The sequence below is a fragment of the Streptosporangium sp. CA-135522 genome (assembly GCF_050949235.1).
Classification (GTDB): domain Bacteria; phylum Actinomycetota; class Actinomycetes; order Streptosporangiales; family Streptosporangiaceae; genus Streptosporangium.
In genome coordinates this window covers 7,540,630-7,556,962 of record NZ_CP192026.1, presented here as the reverse complement: position 1 = coordinate 7,556,962, position 16,333 = coordinate 7,540,630, and the positions used below count along the sequence as shown (strand labels likewise).

Sequence of the window (16,333 nt, the reverse complement as noted above, 5' to 3'; positions counted from 1 at the left end):
GGGACAAGCCCGCCATGCCAACGCTGCTGAACGACTACATCTCCGGCGACGGCGCCGGCACCGCCATCGTGGACGGCCACGGCGCGGTGAGCTGGAGCCTGCTGGGGGAGCGGGTGAACCGGTGGATCGACCTGCTCACCAGCCGCGGACTGGGGACCGGGGACCGGCTCGCGTGCGTCCTCGGCAACCGGCGCGAGACCTTCGAGGTGCTGCTCGCGTGCCTGCACACCGGCATCACCGTCGTGCCGGTCAACTGGCACCTCACCGAGCCCGAGATCGCCTACATCCTGGCAGACTCGGGTAGCCGGGCACTGGTCGTCGAGGAGGCCTACGCGCCGGTGGCGGCGCGTGCGGCCGCCCGGGTGACCGGCTCGTGCACGGTGCTGCTGGCCGTCGGAGAGCGGGACCACGACGGGTTCGCCGCCGTGGAGCCGCTGCTGGCCTCGGCCGGCCCCGGTGAGCCGGCGCAACAGTGCTGCGGGTCCACCATGCTCTACACCTCCGGCACCACCGGGGCCCCCAAGGGCGTCGTCAACGGCCTGTTCGTGGTCGGCGCGCCGTTCTCCAGGGTGGCCAGGCTGGCCGACTACGCCCGCGTGGTGCTGGGCGTGCCGGCGCGCGAGCGCCTCCTGCTGGACGGCCCGTGGTATCACTCGGCGCAGCTGTTCTTCGCGCTGCTCGGGCTGCTGCAGGGCTGCCGCCTGGTCATCCGCGGCCACTTCGATCCCGCGGCCACCCTGGAGGTCATCGACCGCGAGCAGATCACCGCGGTCCACCTGGTGCCGACACAGCTCGTACGGCTGCTGCGCCTGGACGAAACGGCGAGACGCGCCTTCTCCGGGGCCAGCCTGCGCGTGGTCTGGCACGGCGGCGGACCCTGCCCGATCGACGTGAAGCGGAAGATGATCGACTGGTGGGGGCCGGTCCTGACGGAGTACTACGGGGCGACCGAGGGCGGGGTGGTGACCCTCATCGACTCCGGCGACTGGCTGCGCCGCCCCGGCAGCGTGGGCCGCGCCGTCCCGCCCGGCGAGGTCGTCGTCGTCGGCGACGACGGCACGCCGCTGCCGCCCGGCGAGTCCGGCAGGGTCTTCGTGCGCCGCAGGACGGCCAAGAGCTTCCACTACCACAACGCCCCCGACAAGACCCGGTCCGCGCACCTGGCGCCGGACACCTTCACCTACGGCGAGCTGGGCCACCTGGACGAGGACGGATTCCTGTTCCTCACCGGCCGTGCGCAGGACCTGATCGTCTCGGGCGGGGTCAACGTCTACCCCGCCGAGGTCGAGGCCGTCCTGCTGGCCCACCCCGCGGTGCGGGACGTCGCGGTGATCGGGGTGCCGGACGACGAGTTCGGCGAGCGGGTCGTCGGCATCATCGAACGGGAGGCCGGCGCCCCGGACGACCTGCCGGCCCTGCTCGACGGGCACTGCCGCCGCTCGCTGGCCGGCTTCAAGACCCCCCGCGCCTACCACCTCGTGGACGCGCTGCCTCGCGAGCCCACCGGAAAGCTCCGCAAGGACGCGTTGCGCGAGAGCTTCTCGATTCCGGCGCCGGTTTCGGCGTTGGGTTCGGTGCCGGTTTCGGCGCCGGCCGGGTCCGCGCCGGCGAAGGAGGCAGCCCGATGACCCCGTCGACGGCCGGCGCCCTGCGGCGTCCGGACATCGCCGATCCCGTCACCTACGCCGCCGGGGTGCCGCACGAGGAGTTCACGCGGCTGCGCCTGACCGAGCCGGTGTCCTGGGTGCAGGAGCCGCTGCTGTGGCGGCACAGTAGCGGCGGCCGGATCGCCGAACGGGGTTCCGGGTTCTGGGCCGTGACCACGCACGAGGCGGTGCTGTCGGTGTCACGCCGGCCGGAGGAGTTCTCCTCGGGCGCCAAGGGCGCCTTCCTCGTCGATCCGCGCACGCCCGCGGACCTGCGGCAGACCAGGCAACTGCTGGTCAACATGGACGCGCCGCAGCACCTGCGGATCAGGAGACTGGTGACGTCGGTGTTCACCCCGCGCGCCGTCCGCGGCCTCGTCGAGAGCGTCACCGCGCACGCCACGGCCCTGGTGGACCGGGTGGCGCGGGCCGGGCGGTTCGACGCGGTCACCGATCTGGCCTGCGAGCTGCCGCTGCTGGTGCTCTCCGACCTGCTCGGGATGCCCCGGGAGGACCGGCACCTGCTGTACCGGTGGAGCAACCACCTCGTCGGCTTCGACGACCCCGACTACGGCGGCGGCGACGTCGAGGCCTACCGCAGGACGTTCGTCGAGGCGTTCCAGTACGCCCTGCGGCTGGCCATGGAACGGCGGGACAACCCCACCGGCGATCTCGTCAGCCTGCTGGCCAACGCCGAGGTGGACGGGCAGCGCCTGTCGGACCGGGAGTTCTGCAACTTCTGGCTGCTGCTGGTGGTCGCCGGCAACGAGACCACCCGGCATCTGATCTCCGGGTCGCTGGAGGCCCTGGCCGCCTACCCGGCCGAGCGGGACCGGCTGGTGTCCGGCGCGGTGCCGGTGCCGACGGCGGTGGAGGAACTGCTCCGCTGGGTCACGCCGATCATGCAGTTCCGCCGCACCGCGACCCGCGACACCGAGCTGTGCGGACGCCGCGTCTCCGAGGGCGACAAGGTGGTGATCTACTACACCTCGGCCAACCGGGACGCCGCCGTGTTCGCCGACCCGCAGCGGCTGGACCTGGGCCGTGATCCCAACCCCCATCTCGCCTTCGGCATGGGCCCGCACTTCTGCCTCGGCTCGCATCTGGCGCGTCTGGAGGCGACGGCGCTGTTGACCGCGATGCGGCCGCACCTGGCCGCGTTCGAGTTGACCGGCCCGGTCGCGCGGCTGGAGTCCAACTTCGTCAACGGGGCCAAGTCGATGCCGGCTCGGATCGCGGGTGCGCCGCAACGCACCTGACTTCCCCGGCGCGGGCGCCCCCGGCGCCCGCGCGTCGTCCGTGAGGAGGGTCAGGCCGCGGGTATGACGGTTTCGGCGGTGGCCCGCTCCATGGAGAGCCGCTCGTCGATGTCGGCGCGCAGCGCCTTCTTGTCGATCTTTCCGAAGTTGGTGCTGGGCAGCGAATCGACGAGGACGAGCCGCTCGGGCAGCTTGAACCGGGCCACCCCGGTCTCCTCCATCACCGCCCGGACGTCCTCCAGACGCACGATCGTCCCGGAGTGCGGCACCACGTAGAGGCACACACGCTCACCGAGGTCGGGATCGGGCATCGCGACCGCGGCGGCCAGGCTGACGCCGTCGACCTGGTAGGCGAAGTTCTCGACCTCCTCGGCGGAGATCTTCTCCCCGCCACGGTTGATCATGTCCTTGTCCCTGCCCTCGACGATCAGGTTGCCGTCCGGGCGCCGACGCACGATGTCGCCGGTGCGGTACCAGCCGTCTCCCACGAACGCGCGGGCGTTCTGCTCCTCGGCCCGGTAGTAGCCCCGCGGGGTGTAGGGGCCGCGGGTGAGCAGCACTCCCGGCTCGCCCGGAGCGACCGGTTCACCCTGCTCGTCGACCAGCAGGATCTCGTCGTCGGGGCAGATCGGCCGGCCCTGGGTGTGGCAGGTGATCTCGTCGGGGTCGTCCAGCCGGGTGAGGTTGGTCAGGCCCTCGGCCATGCCGTACCCCTGCTGCAGGACGCAGCCCAGCGTCGGGGCGACCTGCTGTGCGACGTGGTCGGCCAGCCGCGCGCCGCCGACCAGCAGCAGCTCCAGTGAGCCGATGTCGTGACTCCTGTCCGATTCGCGGTACTCCAGCCACCGCTGCGCGACCGCCGGGACCGCGGCCGCGGCCGTGACCCTTTCGCGCTCGATCGTGGGGAACGCCTGCTCGGGGATCGGTGAGGGGGCGATCACCACGCGACCGCCGACCAGCAGCGTCCCCATGATTCCGCCCAGCGGGAAGTTGTGGCCCAGCGGCAGCACCACGAGGTAGGCGGTGTCGGAGCCGAAACCGCAGACCTCGGCGGTGCGCTTGGCGTAGTAGGCGTAGTCGTCGTGCGTGCGGGCGATCAGCTTGGGCAGCCCCGTCGTGCCGCCCGAGAGCAGGAAGAGCGCCACCGCGCGGCTGCCGGGCGCGTCCTCGTCGAGTTCCGCACGCGCGGCGGCCGGATCCTCGGCCGGCCCGCACAGCGCCCGCAGGTCGACGTTACCGGCCCGGACGTCGGTGCCGATGACCAGGACGTGTTCGACACTGGCGGTGTCGTCGGCGATCGCGCGGGCCATCGCCTGGTGGTCGAAGCCCTTGAGCGTGTCCGGCACGACGATCGCCCTGGCCTCGGCGTGCCTGGCCAGGTAGGACATCTCGTGCCGGCGGTGCGCGGGCAGCGCCATCACGGGAAGCACGCCGAGCCGCAGGCACGCCAGGATCAGGACGACGAACTCCCAGCAGTTCGGTAGCTGTACGACGACGCGGTCGTCCGGCCGCAGGCCGAGCGCGCGAAGCCGGAGCGCGGTGCCGTCCGCCCGCTCCATGAGCTCGCGGTAGCTCAGCCGCAGTTCGCCGTCGACGAGGGCGATCGCGTCGGGTGTCGCGTCCACGACGGCGAGAAAGTGCGCGCCGAGCGCGCGCCCCTCCCAGTAGCCCTTGGCGACGTAGCGCGCGATCACGTCCTCGGGCCAGGGAACGATTCCGGTGCTGCTCGGCTGTATCGATGTCACTGTCATGCCGCCCCTCCTTGATGAAGATGACAATCGCGATCAGGGCGGCGAGTCCCCTCTTCGGTCGCTGCGACGGATTGACGTTCGATCGCTGCACGTCGCGATGCGGCCGGCAGGACGCCGCCCTGGGCGCCCTCGGGACACGTGTCGGCCAGTCAAAGAACCAGCGGTTTCGGCGTCGTGCCGCCCTGCCCCAGGCGGCGGCCGAGTGTCGCCGCCCCCCCACAGGCCGGCCACGAGGCCCTTCTCGTTGACGCGATCGTATCGACGTGCACTTGTTGTCGGCTTCTCCTGAAATGCTCAGAAAAACCGATCTCGACGGCATTTCACGGCCGGCGTCCGGCGGGCAGCGTGGCGGTATCCGGACCCGGTGCCGGGAGCGGTCAGCGGAGGCGGACGGGCAGCTCGGCCAGCCCGTGCATGACCAGGCTCACCCGCCAGTCCAGCTCCTCGGCCGGTACGGCGAGCCGCAGCCGCGGGAACCGGGCGAGCAGCGAGCCGATCGCGATGGCGCCTTCGAGGCGGGCCAGCGGCGCGCCGAGGCAGTGGTGGATCCCGTGGCCGAAGGCCAGATGCGAGTTGTCGGCCCGGTCCAGGCGCAGCCGATCGCCGTCGGGGAATCGGGCCGGGTCGCGGTTGGCCGCCAGCAGCGACACGATGACGACCGAGCCGGCCGGGACCGTCACACCGTCCAGCTCCACCGCCTCGGTGGTGAATCGCAGCGCGGCCTGCACCGGGCTCTCGTACCGCAGGAACTCCTCGACGGCGGCGGGCAGCAGTTCCGCCTCGGCGCGCAGCCGGGTCAACTGCCGCGGATGGGTCAGCAGCGCCAGCACCGCGTTGCCGATGAGGTTCACGGTGGTCTCGTGGCCGGCGATCAGCAGCAGGAAGACCATCGACGTCAGCTCGTGCTCGCTGAGCCGGTCGTCGCCGTCGCGCACGGCGACGAGCGCCGACAGCAGGTCGGCCCGTGGCCGGCGCCGCTTGCGTTCGAGCAGCGAACGCACGTAGCCGATCATCTCGGTGGCCGCGCCGCTGAGATGCCCGAGGGGCAGCGCGCTGGCGGTGAGCGTCTCCGTCCAGCCGTGGAACGCCTCGGAATCCTCCTCGGGCACGCCGAGCATCTCGCCGATCACGCGGATCGGCAGCGGCAGCGCCAGCGCCTCGACCAGATCCACCTCGTCCCTGCCGTCCATCGCGTCGAGCAGCCCGTCGGTGACCTGCTGGATCCGGGGGCGCATCTGCTCCATCTGGCGGCGGGTGAACGCGGCGGAGACCAACCGCCGCAGGCGTGTGTGGTCGGGCGGGTCGTTGTTGAGCATGTGGCTGTTCATGCCCAGCCGTACGTCCTCGGGCAGGCCGCGGCGATCGCCGACCGCGCCGGTGCGTCCCTGCAGGCGCGGGTCCGCCAGGGCTTGGCGGGCCGCCTCGTATCCGGTCACCAGCCATCCCGTCCCGCCGGACTGCAGCGTGATGAGGTGTACCGGGCTCGTGCCGCGCAGCCGTACATACTCGGCGTGCCGCTGTGGAGCGCCCGCCAGCAGGAAATCGGCGCTCTGCAGGACTTCGATCATGTCCCGCATCGTCGCCTCCCGCCGTGGCGCGGTGCATCTTCCACCGTGCGCTGCTTCCCGGGTTCGCCCTGTCCGGCCGCCGCGGCGGCAGAAGCGCACTTTGAAAGATGCGCCGCCGTGGGAGCGGATGTGAGGCTGTCGCGTGGGCCGCCTGTCCGGGTTCGGAGACTTCGAAGGCAAGGCCGTACCGGTGACCGCGGGGCAGCGGCGGCGGTCCGGTCGCCGTGCGGTGGCCGTTGGAGGTGCGCTCCGCCGTTGCCGTCGTTTCGGTGTGCCGGATATCCGCCGGTCAGGACCGTGCGGTACGGCGGGCCTCGCCTGTGCTCACCGTGATGGGAGGCGGACGTGCCGGAGCGTGGGCCGTTCGCCGTTCCGGCTGACCTTAATCTTTACCCGATATCAAGCTTGTGTTGACAGACTTTACTTGCTTTTAGCAACATGCTCCGTGGATCGGTGTCGGATCCCCAGGACAGCCGCGGCACATCGTGTGCCGGGGGCTCCGGCGCAATCGGTCGACGGAACGCAGCACATCCACATCCGGATCGTGTACACGATTGGAAAGGGATCTCATGGGCAAGGTAACTTCGCGTGACGGCACCACCATCGCCTTCGACCGTTCGGGCGAGGGGCCGGCGGTCATCCTGGTCGGCGGCGCGTTCAGCGAGCGGGCGCACCCTTCGCTGTCCCAGCTGGCCGCGCTGCTGGCGTCGGACTTCACCGTCTACAACTACGACCGCCGGGGCCGGGGCGACAGCGGGGACACCGCGCCCTACTCCGTCGATCGTGAGGTCGAGGACCTCGAAGCCCTCATCGCCGACGCCGGCGGGTCCGCCTCCGTGTTCGGCCTGTCCTCCGGCGGCGCCCTCGCTCTCGAGGCGGCGACCCGCGGCGCGCCCATCGCGAAACTCGCGGTGATGGAGGCGCCCTACATCGTCGACGACAGCCGTCCCCCGATGCCGGAGAACCTGGTGGACACGCTCAGCGAGCTGATCTCGTCGGACCGCCGGGGCGACGCGGTCGAGCTCTTCGTGACGACGGGCATGAACCTCCCCGTCGAGGTCGTCGCCCAGTGGCGGCACGCACCCATGTGGCCGGGCTTCGAGGGCCTGGCGCACACGCTCGTCTACGACGCCACCCTCGTCCTCGACTCCTCGATGCCGGCCGGACGGGTGAGCTCCATCAAGGTTCCCACGCTCCTGATCGACGGCGGGGAGAGCCCCGGCTGGATCCGCAACGCGGTGAAGACCGTCGTGGAGGCCGTTCCTGGCGCGGAGCACCGCACCCTGGAGGGCCAGGATCACTTCAGCGTGGCCGGAGAGGCGCTCGCCCCGGTGCTGGCGGAGTTCTTCGCCGACACCAAGAAGGCGAACTGAGCGCCGGACGCCAGGTATCGACGACGTCGTGGTGGCATCGGGTCCCGACGCGTGCGTCGTCATGATTCCGGCCGGATGGATCCGGTGAGCAGCTCCGGCCGGGCAGATCGGTCGCCTCGTCGTCGGCGCGCGCCGGCGGGGCGTGGCGGGGCGTGCGGGGGGAGGCCCGCCGGCCGGGCGTGGGGAAGGTCCGCCGGTAGGGCGCGGGGGAGGCTCGCCGGCCGGCGGTGGGGATCACCTTTCCCGGTGATCGACATGGTCGGCGTCCGATGAATTCCGTGACGGCCGGCATGCGAAATCCAGGATCGCCGGAATTCGATGTCCGCGGGATTCACCCGTTTTCTCGGGCCGCCGCCGGGGCCGGAAGACCGGTCGAAAAAACGTCGTCCGGCGCTGCTGGGGGCGGCATTTCGCGCTATATGAAACGCCCTTTCTTCCAAGTTGCTGTATGGGGCGTTTCGCGTTGACGCCATCCCTGCGAAAAGTGTTCCATTGGTCTTGTGTCAGCACCTTGTGCGATAAGTGACACGAATTGGGATGCTGAATGCCGGGGAAGCCCGGCTCGCGGCCCGTGCTGATGGCAGGACCCTTCCGGCGGCGGCAGGCCGCGAGCCGAAGGGCTTCATCATGGGCCCCTCGGGGGCCCGGGAGGCGTGGCGAGGAGGGACTGATGGCGCCCACACCTGGAAGCTCTCGGTCGGTGATTCCGGGGGCTTCATGGTCGCCGGCGCCTCTTGAAGGCGTTGCCGAGTGTCTTGGCGGGGAGGTCCATCTGGCGTACGCGCGGCGTCCGACCTCCGGGGTCGTCACCGTCGCGGCCGCTTTCTCCGCCGACGTCGCACGGACCAGGGCGGAGACACGAGCTGCGGCCATGGACGCGCTGTACCGCATTCCGGACGGTGTCGCGAACCCCTGCGTCGCTGAGGGGGGCAGGCGGCTGTGCCTGTCGGACTTCATGCCGGAACCGCCGCCGGACAATCGTTCGCGTATCGCCGGGGTCGGCCTGCTGAGCCGGGAGCGCTATGTCCTTCCGGCCGAGGTCGTGTGGATGGGCGAGCGGGACTGCCGGGTGGAGCCCACCGTGGTCGGCGTGCTGGAGGACCGCTTCGAGGGCGTCTCCGACGCGATCGCCGACCTCCTGGCCCACGACGTGTTCACCCGCTGGTGGGCGAGCCCGCGGATGCCGCTCCTGCGGGTCTCCGAGCACCTCGGCGGGCTGATCCCGCAGAGCGTCGCGTCAGCGGCGTCGGCCCTCGGGCTGTGGGTGTCGGCGTTCGTGCTGCCCGGTCCCGACTTCCAGATCGCCGTCGTCGGCGTCAGCGGTGAGGGGACCACGATAGCCACCGCGGCCGCCCGGTCGGTGAGGTCGGCGGTGGGCGAGGCGTTCCTGCGCGCGGTAGCGGCGCGGGCGCAACCCTGGGACACCCTTCCGGTCGCCGACTCCCTGCGGCGTCTGACGGTGTGGCATCGCGAGGCCGACTATCTGGCCTATCTTGAACGCTCCGCCGTCGACGCGGATCCGTCGGTGCTCGACGAACCCGCCCCGTGGGAGGGGGCGCCCGGTTGGGCCGACATCGCCTGCCGCAGGTTCGGGCACGAGCCGATCCTGGTCAGGCTGGGGGCGGCGGACGATCCCGTGAAGGTGGTGTGTCCCGGCGCCGCCTGTTACCGGACGGTACCCCCGGGCACGACGCTTCCGTGTCCCGTCCCCTAGGGTGCGTCGGCTTCGGAGGACTCGACCGGACCGCGTTCGTGCACAAGGCGCCACAGGAGCTTGTTGAACAGCTCGCGCTCGTCCGGGGTGAACGGGGCGAGAAAGGTGTCCAGGGCGTTCAGCATGGTGGGGGCGAGCTTGTGGCGCAGGAGCGCCTGCCCTTCGACGGTGAGGCAGATCGCGTATTTACGTCGGTCGTCCGGGTTGCGCGCGCGCTGAACGAGGCCGAGCCGCTCCAGCCCGTCGACCACGCTGACCATGGTCGTCCTGTCGATGCCGTGCGTGCGGGCGAGCTGCTGCTGGGACTGGGGGCCCATCGAGTCGATGGCCGTGAGCACGATGAAGTCCTTCGAGCGCAATCCGAAGGGTTCTACCGCTGATTCGAAGATTCCGACGAAAAGATCGTTGGCCTTGCTCACCAGCAGGCTGGTAGAGCTGGACATGAAGTTCGACAGGGGAAGATCCGTACTCGGAGAATCAGTGCTCACATACGTCCCTTCAGCGGTCACGCGTTCCATAATGCGCAAAAGTGCCCATATCAAGCATGCTCATATATGGCAAGACTGTCACTCGCTATAGGGCAAGAGTGTCACACGCCGACATGTGCAGCGCAACAGCTGAATTTAAATCATCAGTACTACTGATTGACAGGAATCCTGAGGATCTGTGAAGCTGATTACTGTGTGAGGGGCGGTGGAGGGCCTCGCTCGGGGGTCCCCGGCCGCCGTGGGGAGGAGAGACTCCATGTCCGCAGGCCGAGTCGGCTCCGATGCCGGCACCACGTGGGATGAGGTCCGTGAGATGGTGCTCGATGTGGACCCCTTCGAAGCGGTCGATGAGCCGGAGGGCTGACCGCTGATCCGCCGGGAAAGGGGTGGGCTATGGGTGGAGAGCGGTGTGACCCCGTGCCGGACGCCGGGCTGCTCGCCCAATCCACCGGCTGGCTGCTCAACGGCGCGGCCCGTGCGGTCACGCTGGAGTTGGAGGAGGCGCTGAAGGGCGATGACCTCCGCTGGCGCGACTACGGCGTGCTCGGCGTGCTCGAAGCGGCCGGGCCACTGTCACAACAGGAGATCGGCAGGAGGCTCGCCGTCGACCGTTCGACGATGGTGCACATCATCGACGTTCTCGAACAGCGCGGGCTGGTCGTGCGCAGCCGTGATCGGGCCGACCGCCGCGCCTATTCGATCGAGCTGACCGATCCCGGTCGTGCGCTGCTGGCGGAGGTGCTCCATCCGGTGACCGCCAAGGTCCACGACCGAGTGATCGGCAGGCTGACGTACGAGGATCGCGTCCATCTGAACCGGATCCTCGCCCAGCTGGCCGGCGGCTCCTGAGGAGAGCTATATGAAAGTTTGCTAATGATCTATGCTCTGATAGTTTGTAAACACGCATATCTGCGGAGCTGAGCCAGGGTGGACCGGTCTGAGGTCGCTCCCCTGGGTGAGGTGCATGGCCGGGAGGTGAGCCATGGACATTTCCGTCATCGGGATTTCGGCTGAAGCCGAGGAGATCTATCGATACTTCCTTAGGCACCGTGGCGAGGGGATCGGTTCGGTACGGCAGGCGCTCAACCTGGACCCGGACACGATCGAGGCCGCCGCCGAGATGCTCGGCAGGCTGTCCCTGCTCGACCTCACCGACCGGCACCGAGTGGTGGCCACGGAACCGAGAATCGGCATCGAGCGCCTCGTGGAGCAGCGCCTCGACCAGCTCAACATGGAGATCCGGCGCGTTCTGGCGGCACGCGACGCCATCGCGTCCTTCGTGGAGGACCAGCGGCATGGTGAGAACGCGACGCCGGTGCTCGACATCGAGCGGGTCGAGGGCCTTGACCGGGTCCGCCAGCGGCTCGACGACCTGGGGTTCTTCTCCTACAAGGAGACGCTGTGCCTGCATCCGGGCGGGCCGCTCTCCCGCGGGGCCATCGAGACGGCGCTGCCGCTCGACACCCGCTCCCTGCGCCGCGGCCTCGCGGTGAAGGCGGTGTATCACCCCAAAGCGCTCGACGACCCGCTGATGGCGTCATACTTACGCGACGTCGTCGGCCTGGGCGGCCAGATCCACATCACGGAAGACCCCATGGACCGGATGCTGATCTTCGACCGTAGCGTGGCGGTCGTACCGATCAACCCCAAGGAGAGCTCCCGGGGCGCGTTGCTGGTCCGGGAACCCGGCCTGGTCTCCCAGCTGGTCACCTACTTCGACGGCGTATGGCAGGCCGCCACCGACCTTCGTGACTTCACCGAGCCCTCCACGGACGCGCCGCTCCTTTCCGATCTGGAGAAGCGGGTGCTCGCGGTGATGGCGACGGCGGACAAGGACGAGATCGCGGCTCGTGAGATCGACGTGTCCGTCCGGACCTACCGGCGCTACGTCGCGGACCTCATGGCCCGGCTCGGTGCCGTCAACCGCTTCCAGGCGGCGCTGCGCGCCAAGGAGGAGAACTGGATCTGACAGGCGATCAGCGACCGGCGCCTCCCGGTTCGCGACGGCCGGCGGTCAAGGTGTGGCAGGTCGCGAGCTCCCAGTGACTGATCGCCGGATCGGCGAGGGCCTCGACCACTTCGGCGCGGATCTGCGCGCTGGTCACGTCCTCGTCGGTATGGACCCGGATGACGACGTCCCCGGTGGCCTGCCGGAGATCTTTGCGCCATCTTTCCGGCAGGAGCGCCAGTATCCGAATCCCGTCCACCGGTGAATTTCCCGCCGCTTCTCCCGCGGTCCGTCGCATCCTCAGTTCAACCAACACGGCCTGATGCCTCCGTCCGATTCCAGATGTCTCCGGCCGCGATCGCGATGGAATGTCCGGCGTGCGAGGCGCCACCGGAAAACAACGCGACCGGTGGTCCGGCCGTCGCTTTGAAATTGGTCGGAGAGGCTGCTGGGCTTTTCATTTATCGATCCCTTTTATCGGGCCGTTCGTTTTTCCCGCATGGTCGACTCTGCGCGCTCGGCGGCCCGCGGACCAGGCGGATCGGGGGCAGCAAGTTGTCTGCCCGTAACCGCTTGCTGCCAACCCGGCGCTGGACAGGCTCGTCCACGCCTGCGTAGGAGGGGGAATAGTCGCAGGTGGGAGCCGGTGTATCGAAAGCCGGCCGGTGTCACGCCGAGGCGACCCGCACTCCGGCCGCGGTGCGGCGGAGCCGGTCCTTCTGGGCTGACACGGCGATCTTTCCGGCTCGACACGTATCAGAACCCGGCCCGGCACGTATCGGAACCCGGAAAGAACGGCCACTTCGCCGCCGCCGGGCAAAAGCACACTCGGAGATGACAGGGAGGAGCCGCGCATATTTCACTGGTGTGGATTAGAGGAGATGGTCTGATGCTGGTGAGCGTGACCGGAGGTACTGGATTCGTCGGAGCCCATTCGGTTGCGGCGATTGTCGGGATGGGCCATCGGGTTCGCATGCTGGTGCGTGATACCGCGAAGGTGAAACGCGCCCTAATGCCGTTGAACGTCGACCTCGATGCCGTGGACGTGGTCACCGGTGATATCACGGACGAGGGCGGCGTGGCCCGTGCGATGCGCGGCGCCGACGCCGTGTTGCATGCGGCGTCGGTCTATTCCTTCGACAGCAGGCTCCGCGCGGCGATGCGGCGGGTCAACGAACGCGGCACCGAGCTCGTGCTCGGCGCCGCACGGCGGGCGGGCGCCGATCCCATCGTCCACGTCTCCAGCATCGTGGCGATGTTCCCGGCGTCGGGGCGGGTGATCGACGAGAACTCGCCCGTCGGCCGTCCCCGCGAGACGTACATGGCGAGCAAGGCCGCCGCCGAGGTGATCGCACGACGACATCAGGCGGAGGGCTCCCCGGTCGTGATCACCTATCCACCGGCCCTGCTCGGCCCGCACGATCCGAATCTGGGCGACCAGAACGCCCGTGTCCGCAACGCGCTCCGAGGGCTGACGCCCCTGTGGCCGCTGGGCGGGTTTCCGATCGGTGACGTGCGGGACACCGCGGCGCTGCACGCCCGGTTGCTCACTTCGTCGCGAAGCGGGCCGACCGGCGACCCCGCTCCGACCGGCGACCCCGCTCCCAACGGCCACGTGGAGCCGAACCGCCACTTCGGGCCGGGCCGTTATCTCTCCACGCGGCAGTACGTGAAGGTGCTGCGCGAGGTCACCGGACGCACGCTGCCGACGATCTTCCTGCCGGCCCGCGGGATGATCCCGGTCGGGCTGCTCGTCGATCTCGTGCAGCAGGTGTGGCCGTGGCACATCCCGGCCGAATACGGAGCCATCTACACCTGCGCCTGTGCCACGCGGCCGGCCGAGGGCGTCAGCACGTACGGGATCAGCCCGCGGCCCATCGCCGAGACCGTCGGTGACACGGTGCGCTGGCTGCACGCAAGCGGCCAGCTGTCCGCTCGGCAGGCGGGTTCCGGCCGGCCGAGCCTGTCGTCTGTACCAACGCAATGACGGGAGATGCCCCCATGAGCGAGTGGACCGCCCGGCCGGCCACGGCCTTGGCCAATCCGGGGAAGGAGCGCCGATGAGCACCTCGGAGCTCGATTTCCTTGTCGTTCCGATTCCCGCACCGGTCAGGGAGGGTCTCGACGAGCGCCCCGGTGACCACGCCGACGACCACCGGGCACAGCCACCGGCGCCGCGGCCGCAGCCGCGGACGATGCGCCTGCTGCGCGAACAGCGCGACGGGCTGCGTGACGAGGTCACCGCCGGCCGCCGCCAGGCGGTCGAACGGCAGCACGCCCTCGGCAAGCGCACGGCGCGCGAGCGGATAGAACTGCTGCTTGACGAGGGATCGTTCACCGAGATCGACATGTACCGCCGCCACCAGGCGCACGGCCTGAGGATCGAGGAGCAGCGCCCCCACACCGACGGCGTGGTCACCGGCTCCGGCACGATCCACGGCCGCCGGGTGTTCGTCTACGCCCAGGACTTCACGATCTTCGGCGGATCGCTCGGCGAGGCGCACGCGTCGAAGATCCAGAAGGTGATGGACCTCGCACTCGCCACCGGCTCCCCGTTCATCGGGCTCAACGACAGCGGGGGCGCCCGTATCCAGGAGGGGGTGATGTCCCTCAACGGCTATGGCGGGATCTTCCAGCGCAACGTTCAGGCATCGGGTGTGATCCCGCAGATCAGCGTCGTGCTCGGCCCCTGCGCGGGAGGGGCGGCCTACTCCACGGCGCTGGCCGACTTCACCTTCATGGTCCGCGACACCGCGCAGATGTACCTGACCGGGCCCGACGTCGTCGAGGCGGTGAGCGGCCAGCGGGTCACCCACGCCGAGCTCGGCGGCGCGGAGGTGCACGGCGGCCGGTCGGGAGTGGCCACGTTCGTGCACGACGACGAGGAGAGCTGCTTCGAGGACGTGCGGTATCTCGTCTCGATGCTGCCCAGCAACAACCTGGACCTTCCCCCCAGCGCGCCGTCCTGCGACGCGGTCGAGGACGTGCGGCCTCGACTGGCCGAGATAGTCCCGGTCGAGCCCAACAAGCCCTACGACATGCGGCAGGTCGTCGCCGAGCTGGTGGACGACGGGGACTTCCTCGAACTGCACGAGAACTGGGCGCCGAACGTGATCTGCGTGCTGGCCCGGATCGACGGCGAGGTGGTCGGACTGGTCGGCAACCAGCCCATGGTGCTGGCCGGGGTGCTGGACGTCGCCGCGTCGCAGAAGGCGGCACGCTTCGTGCGGTTCTGCGATGCCTTCGGCATTCCGCTGGTGACGCTGGTCGACGTGCCCGGATTCCTGCCGGGCACCGACCAGGAGTACGCCGGGATCATCCGGCACGGCGCCAAGCTGCTGTACGCCTACTGCGAGGCGACCGTGCCGCGCATCCAGGTCATCCTGCGCAAGGCGTACGGCGGCGCGTACATCGTGATGGACTCGCGTTCCATCGGAACCGACCTCTCGCTGGCATGGCCGACGAACGAGATCGCCGTGATGGGCGCGGAGGGCGCGGTGAACGTCATCTTCCGCAGGGAGCTGGCCGCCGCGGTGGACCCGGTCGAGCTGCGCTCGGAGCTGGTCGCCGAGTACTCCGAGCAGCTGGTGCATCCGCACTACGCCGCCGAGCGCGGACTGGTCGACGATGTGATCGACCCGGTGCAGACACGGGCCGTGGTGGCCCGCGGACTGGCCATGCTGCGCAACAAGCGCAAACAGCCGCCGCAGCGTAAACACGGAAACGTGCCGTTGTAGACGACCTGCCGGCGCCGGAACGGACCGGCGCCCGGCGCGGGCCGGGGGCGCGGAAGGAGCCCCCGACCGTGAGAACACCGAGCAGGACGAAGGGAGGACCGGCACATGGCCGCTGCCCGGCACGAGGCTCCGGAATCCGTGTCCGGCTGGGAGCGGGTGCCCGCCGACGCCGCCTACAGCCACGTTCGCAACAACGTCACACGACTGCTGGCGGACCGGCCGGCGGCCGGCGACCTCACCGTCGCCGCGTGTCCGGAGTGGACGGTCCGCGACGTCGTCGCCCACCTCGTCGGGATCTGCGCGGCGGTGGCCGTGAAGCTGGGCGGCCGATCGGCGGCGGAACCGCTCCCGGGCTCCGACGCCGCCCTGGCGGACCTTCTCGACGCCTGGGCCGTGGCGGGCGAGCAGGCGGAGCGGCTCATCGCCGGTGCCCGGCGGGGTGGCGTGATGACGATGGACGCGTTCACGCACGAGCTCGACATCCGTCATGCGCTGGGCGTGCCGCCGCCAGCCGGGCACCCGGCGTATCCGGGCGCGCTCGACGTCGTCGTCGGCGGCTTCTCCGCCGAGGTGAGCAGGCGCGGCCTTCCCGCCCTGTCGATCGAGACCGCCGGCGCGCGGTGGGCGGCCGGCGGGGAAGGCCGCCCGGCCGTCACGCTGGAGGCCGGCAGGTACGACCTGTACCGCTCGCTCGCCGGACGGCGCACGCACGCGCAGATCGCGCGGCTGCGCTGGAGCGAGGACCCCCGGCCGTGGCTGCCCGCCTTCGCCTGGGGGCCGTTCGAGCCGCCGGTACGGCAGGCCGAAAGCGCGGCCGATGCTTGGTGAAGGCACGCCGAAGCCCTGAGG

The 16,333-nt window shown here is 70.1% G+C and carries 13 protein-coding genes; 9 read left to right on the top strand and 4 right to left on the bottom strand.

Features of this window, described 5'->3' with window-relative positions; translation table 11 throughout:
* The first annotated feature begins 14 nt into the window (after positions 1–14).
* Together ACQPYK_RS35765 and ACQPYK_RS35760 are read left to right on the top strand one after the other, a co-directional pair.
* Positions 15–1,628, top strand: a complete 1,614-nt coding sequence (locus ACQPYK_RS35765; RefSeq protein ID WP_433241164.1) for an AMP-binding protein — start codon at positions 15–17, stop codon at positions 1,626–1,628.
* On the top strand, positions 1,625–2,905 hold the full coding sequence (locus tag ACQPYK_RS35760; protein WP_433241161.1) for a cytochrome P450: 1,281 nt from the start codon (positions 1,625–1,627) through the stop codon (positions 2,903–2,905). The genes ACQPYK_RS35765 and ACQPYK_RS35760 overlap by 4 nt, the downstream gene beginning before the upstream one ends.
* A gap of 50 nt (positions 2,906–2,955) precedes the next feature.
* Here ACQPYK_RS35760 and ACQPYK_RS35755 read toward each other — a convergent pair whose 3' ends face one another.
* A complete protein-coding gene (locus ACQPYK_RS35755; RefSeq protein WP_433241158.1) occupies positions 2,956–4,656 on the bottom strand; it encodes a (2,3-dihydroxybenzoyl)adenylate synthase in 1,701 nt (566 codons plus the stop codon).
* 377 nt (positions 4,657–5,033) lie between these two features.
* On the bottom strand, positions 5,034–6,224 hold the full coding sequence (locus tag ACQPYK_RS35750; RefSeq protein ID WP_433241155.1) for a cytochrome P450 family protein: 1,191 nt from the start codon (positions 6,222–6,224) through the stop codon (positions 5,034–5,036).
* A gap of 569 nt (positions 6,225–6,793) precedes the next feature.
* Here ACQPYK_RS35750 and ACQPYK_RS35745 point away from each other — a divergent pair.
* Together ACQPYK_RS35745 and ACQPYK_RS35740 are read left to right on the top strand one after the other, a co-directional pair.
* Positions 6,794–7,597 carry an alpha/beta fold hydrolase gene (locus ACQPYK_RS35745; protein WP_433241152.1) on the top strand — a complete coding sequence of 268 codons (804 nt, stop codon included), beginning with the start codon at positions 6,794–6,796 and terminating at the stop codon, positions 7,595–7,597.
* Between the two features lie 871 nt (positions 7,598–8,468).
* Positions 8,469–9,311: a hypothetical protein gene (locus ACQPYK_RS35740; protein ID WP_433241149.1), complete on the top strand. Its 843-nt coding sequence runs from the start codon at positions 8,469–8,471 to the stop codon at positions 9,309–9,311.
* On the opposite strand, the gene ACQPYK_RS35735 is transcribed toward ACQPYK_RS35740, so the two are convergent.
* Positions 9,308–9,754: a MarR family winged helix-turn-helix transcriptional regulator gene (locus tag ACQPYK_RS35735; protein ID WP_433241146.1), complete on the bottom strand. Its 447-nt coding sequence runs from the start codon at positions 9,752–9,754 to the stop codon at positions 9,308–9,310. The genes ACQPYK_RS35740 and ACQPYK_RS35735 overlap by 4 nt on opposite strands.
* Before the next feature lie 438 nt (positions 9,755–10,192).
* Here ACQPYK_RS35735 and ACQPYK_RS35730 point away from each other — a divergent pair, with 438 nt between their 5' ends.
* The gene (locus ACQPYK_RS35730; protein WP_433241143.1) at positions 10,193–10,648 is read left to right on the top strand and encodes a MarR family winged helix-turn-helix transcriptional regulator; all 456 of its coding nucleotides are present in this window, start codon (positions 10,193–10,195) and stop codon (positions 10,646–10,648) included.
* A gap of 133 nt (positions 10,649–10,781) precedes the next feature.
* Positions 10,782–11,768 (top strand): hypothetical protein, encoded by a 987-nt coding sequence (locus ACQPYK_RS35725; RefSeq protein WP_433241140.1) that lies wholly within the window; start codon positions 10,782–10,784, stop codon positions 11,766–11,768.
* Between the two features lie 7 nt (positions 11,769–11,775).
* Here the strand turns inward: ACQPYK_RS35725 and ACQPYK_RS35720 are convergent, their stop codons facing one another.
* Complete coding sequence (locus ACQPYK_RS35720; protein ID WP_433241137.1) at positions 11,776–12,006, bottom strand: hypothetical protein; 231 nt, start codon at positions 12,004–12,006, stop codon at positions 11,776–11,778.
* A gap of 630 nt (positions 12,007–12,636) precedes the next feature.
* Here ACQPYK_RS35720 and ACQPYK_RS35715 point away from each other — a divergent pair.
* From ACQPYK_RS35715 to ACQPYK_RS35705, 3 genes are all read left to right on the top strand, one after another.
* Positions 12,637–13,734: an NAD-dependent epimerase/dehydratase family protein gene (locus ACQPYK_RS35715; protein ID WP_433241134.1), complete on the top strand. Its 1,098-nt coding sequence runs from the start codon at positions 12,637–12,639 to the stop codon at positions 13,732–13,734.
* A 73-nt stretch (positions 13,735–13,807) separates the two neighbouring features.
* Positions 13,808–15,484: an acyl-CoA carboxylase subunit beta gene (locus ACQPYK_RS35710; protein ID WP_433241131.1), complete on the top strand. Its 1,677-nt coding sequence runs from the start codon at positions 13,808–13,810 to the stop codon at positions 15,482–15,484.
* A 105-nt stretch (positions 15,485–15,589) separates the two neighbouring features.
* Complete coding sequence (locus ACQPYK_RS35705; RefSeq protein WP_433241128.1) at positions 15,590–16,312, top strand: maleylpyruvate isomerase family mycothiol-dependent enzyme; 723 nt, start codon at positions 15,590–15,592, stop codon at positions 16,310–16,312.
* Positions 16,313–16,333: the final 21 nt, after the last annotated feature.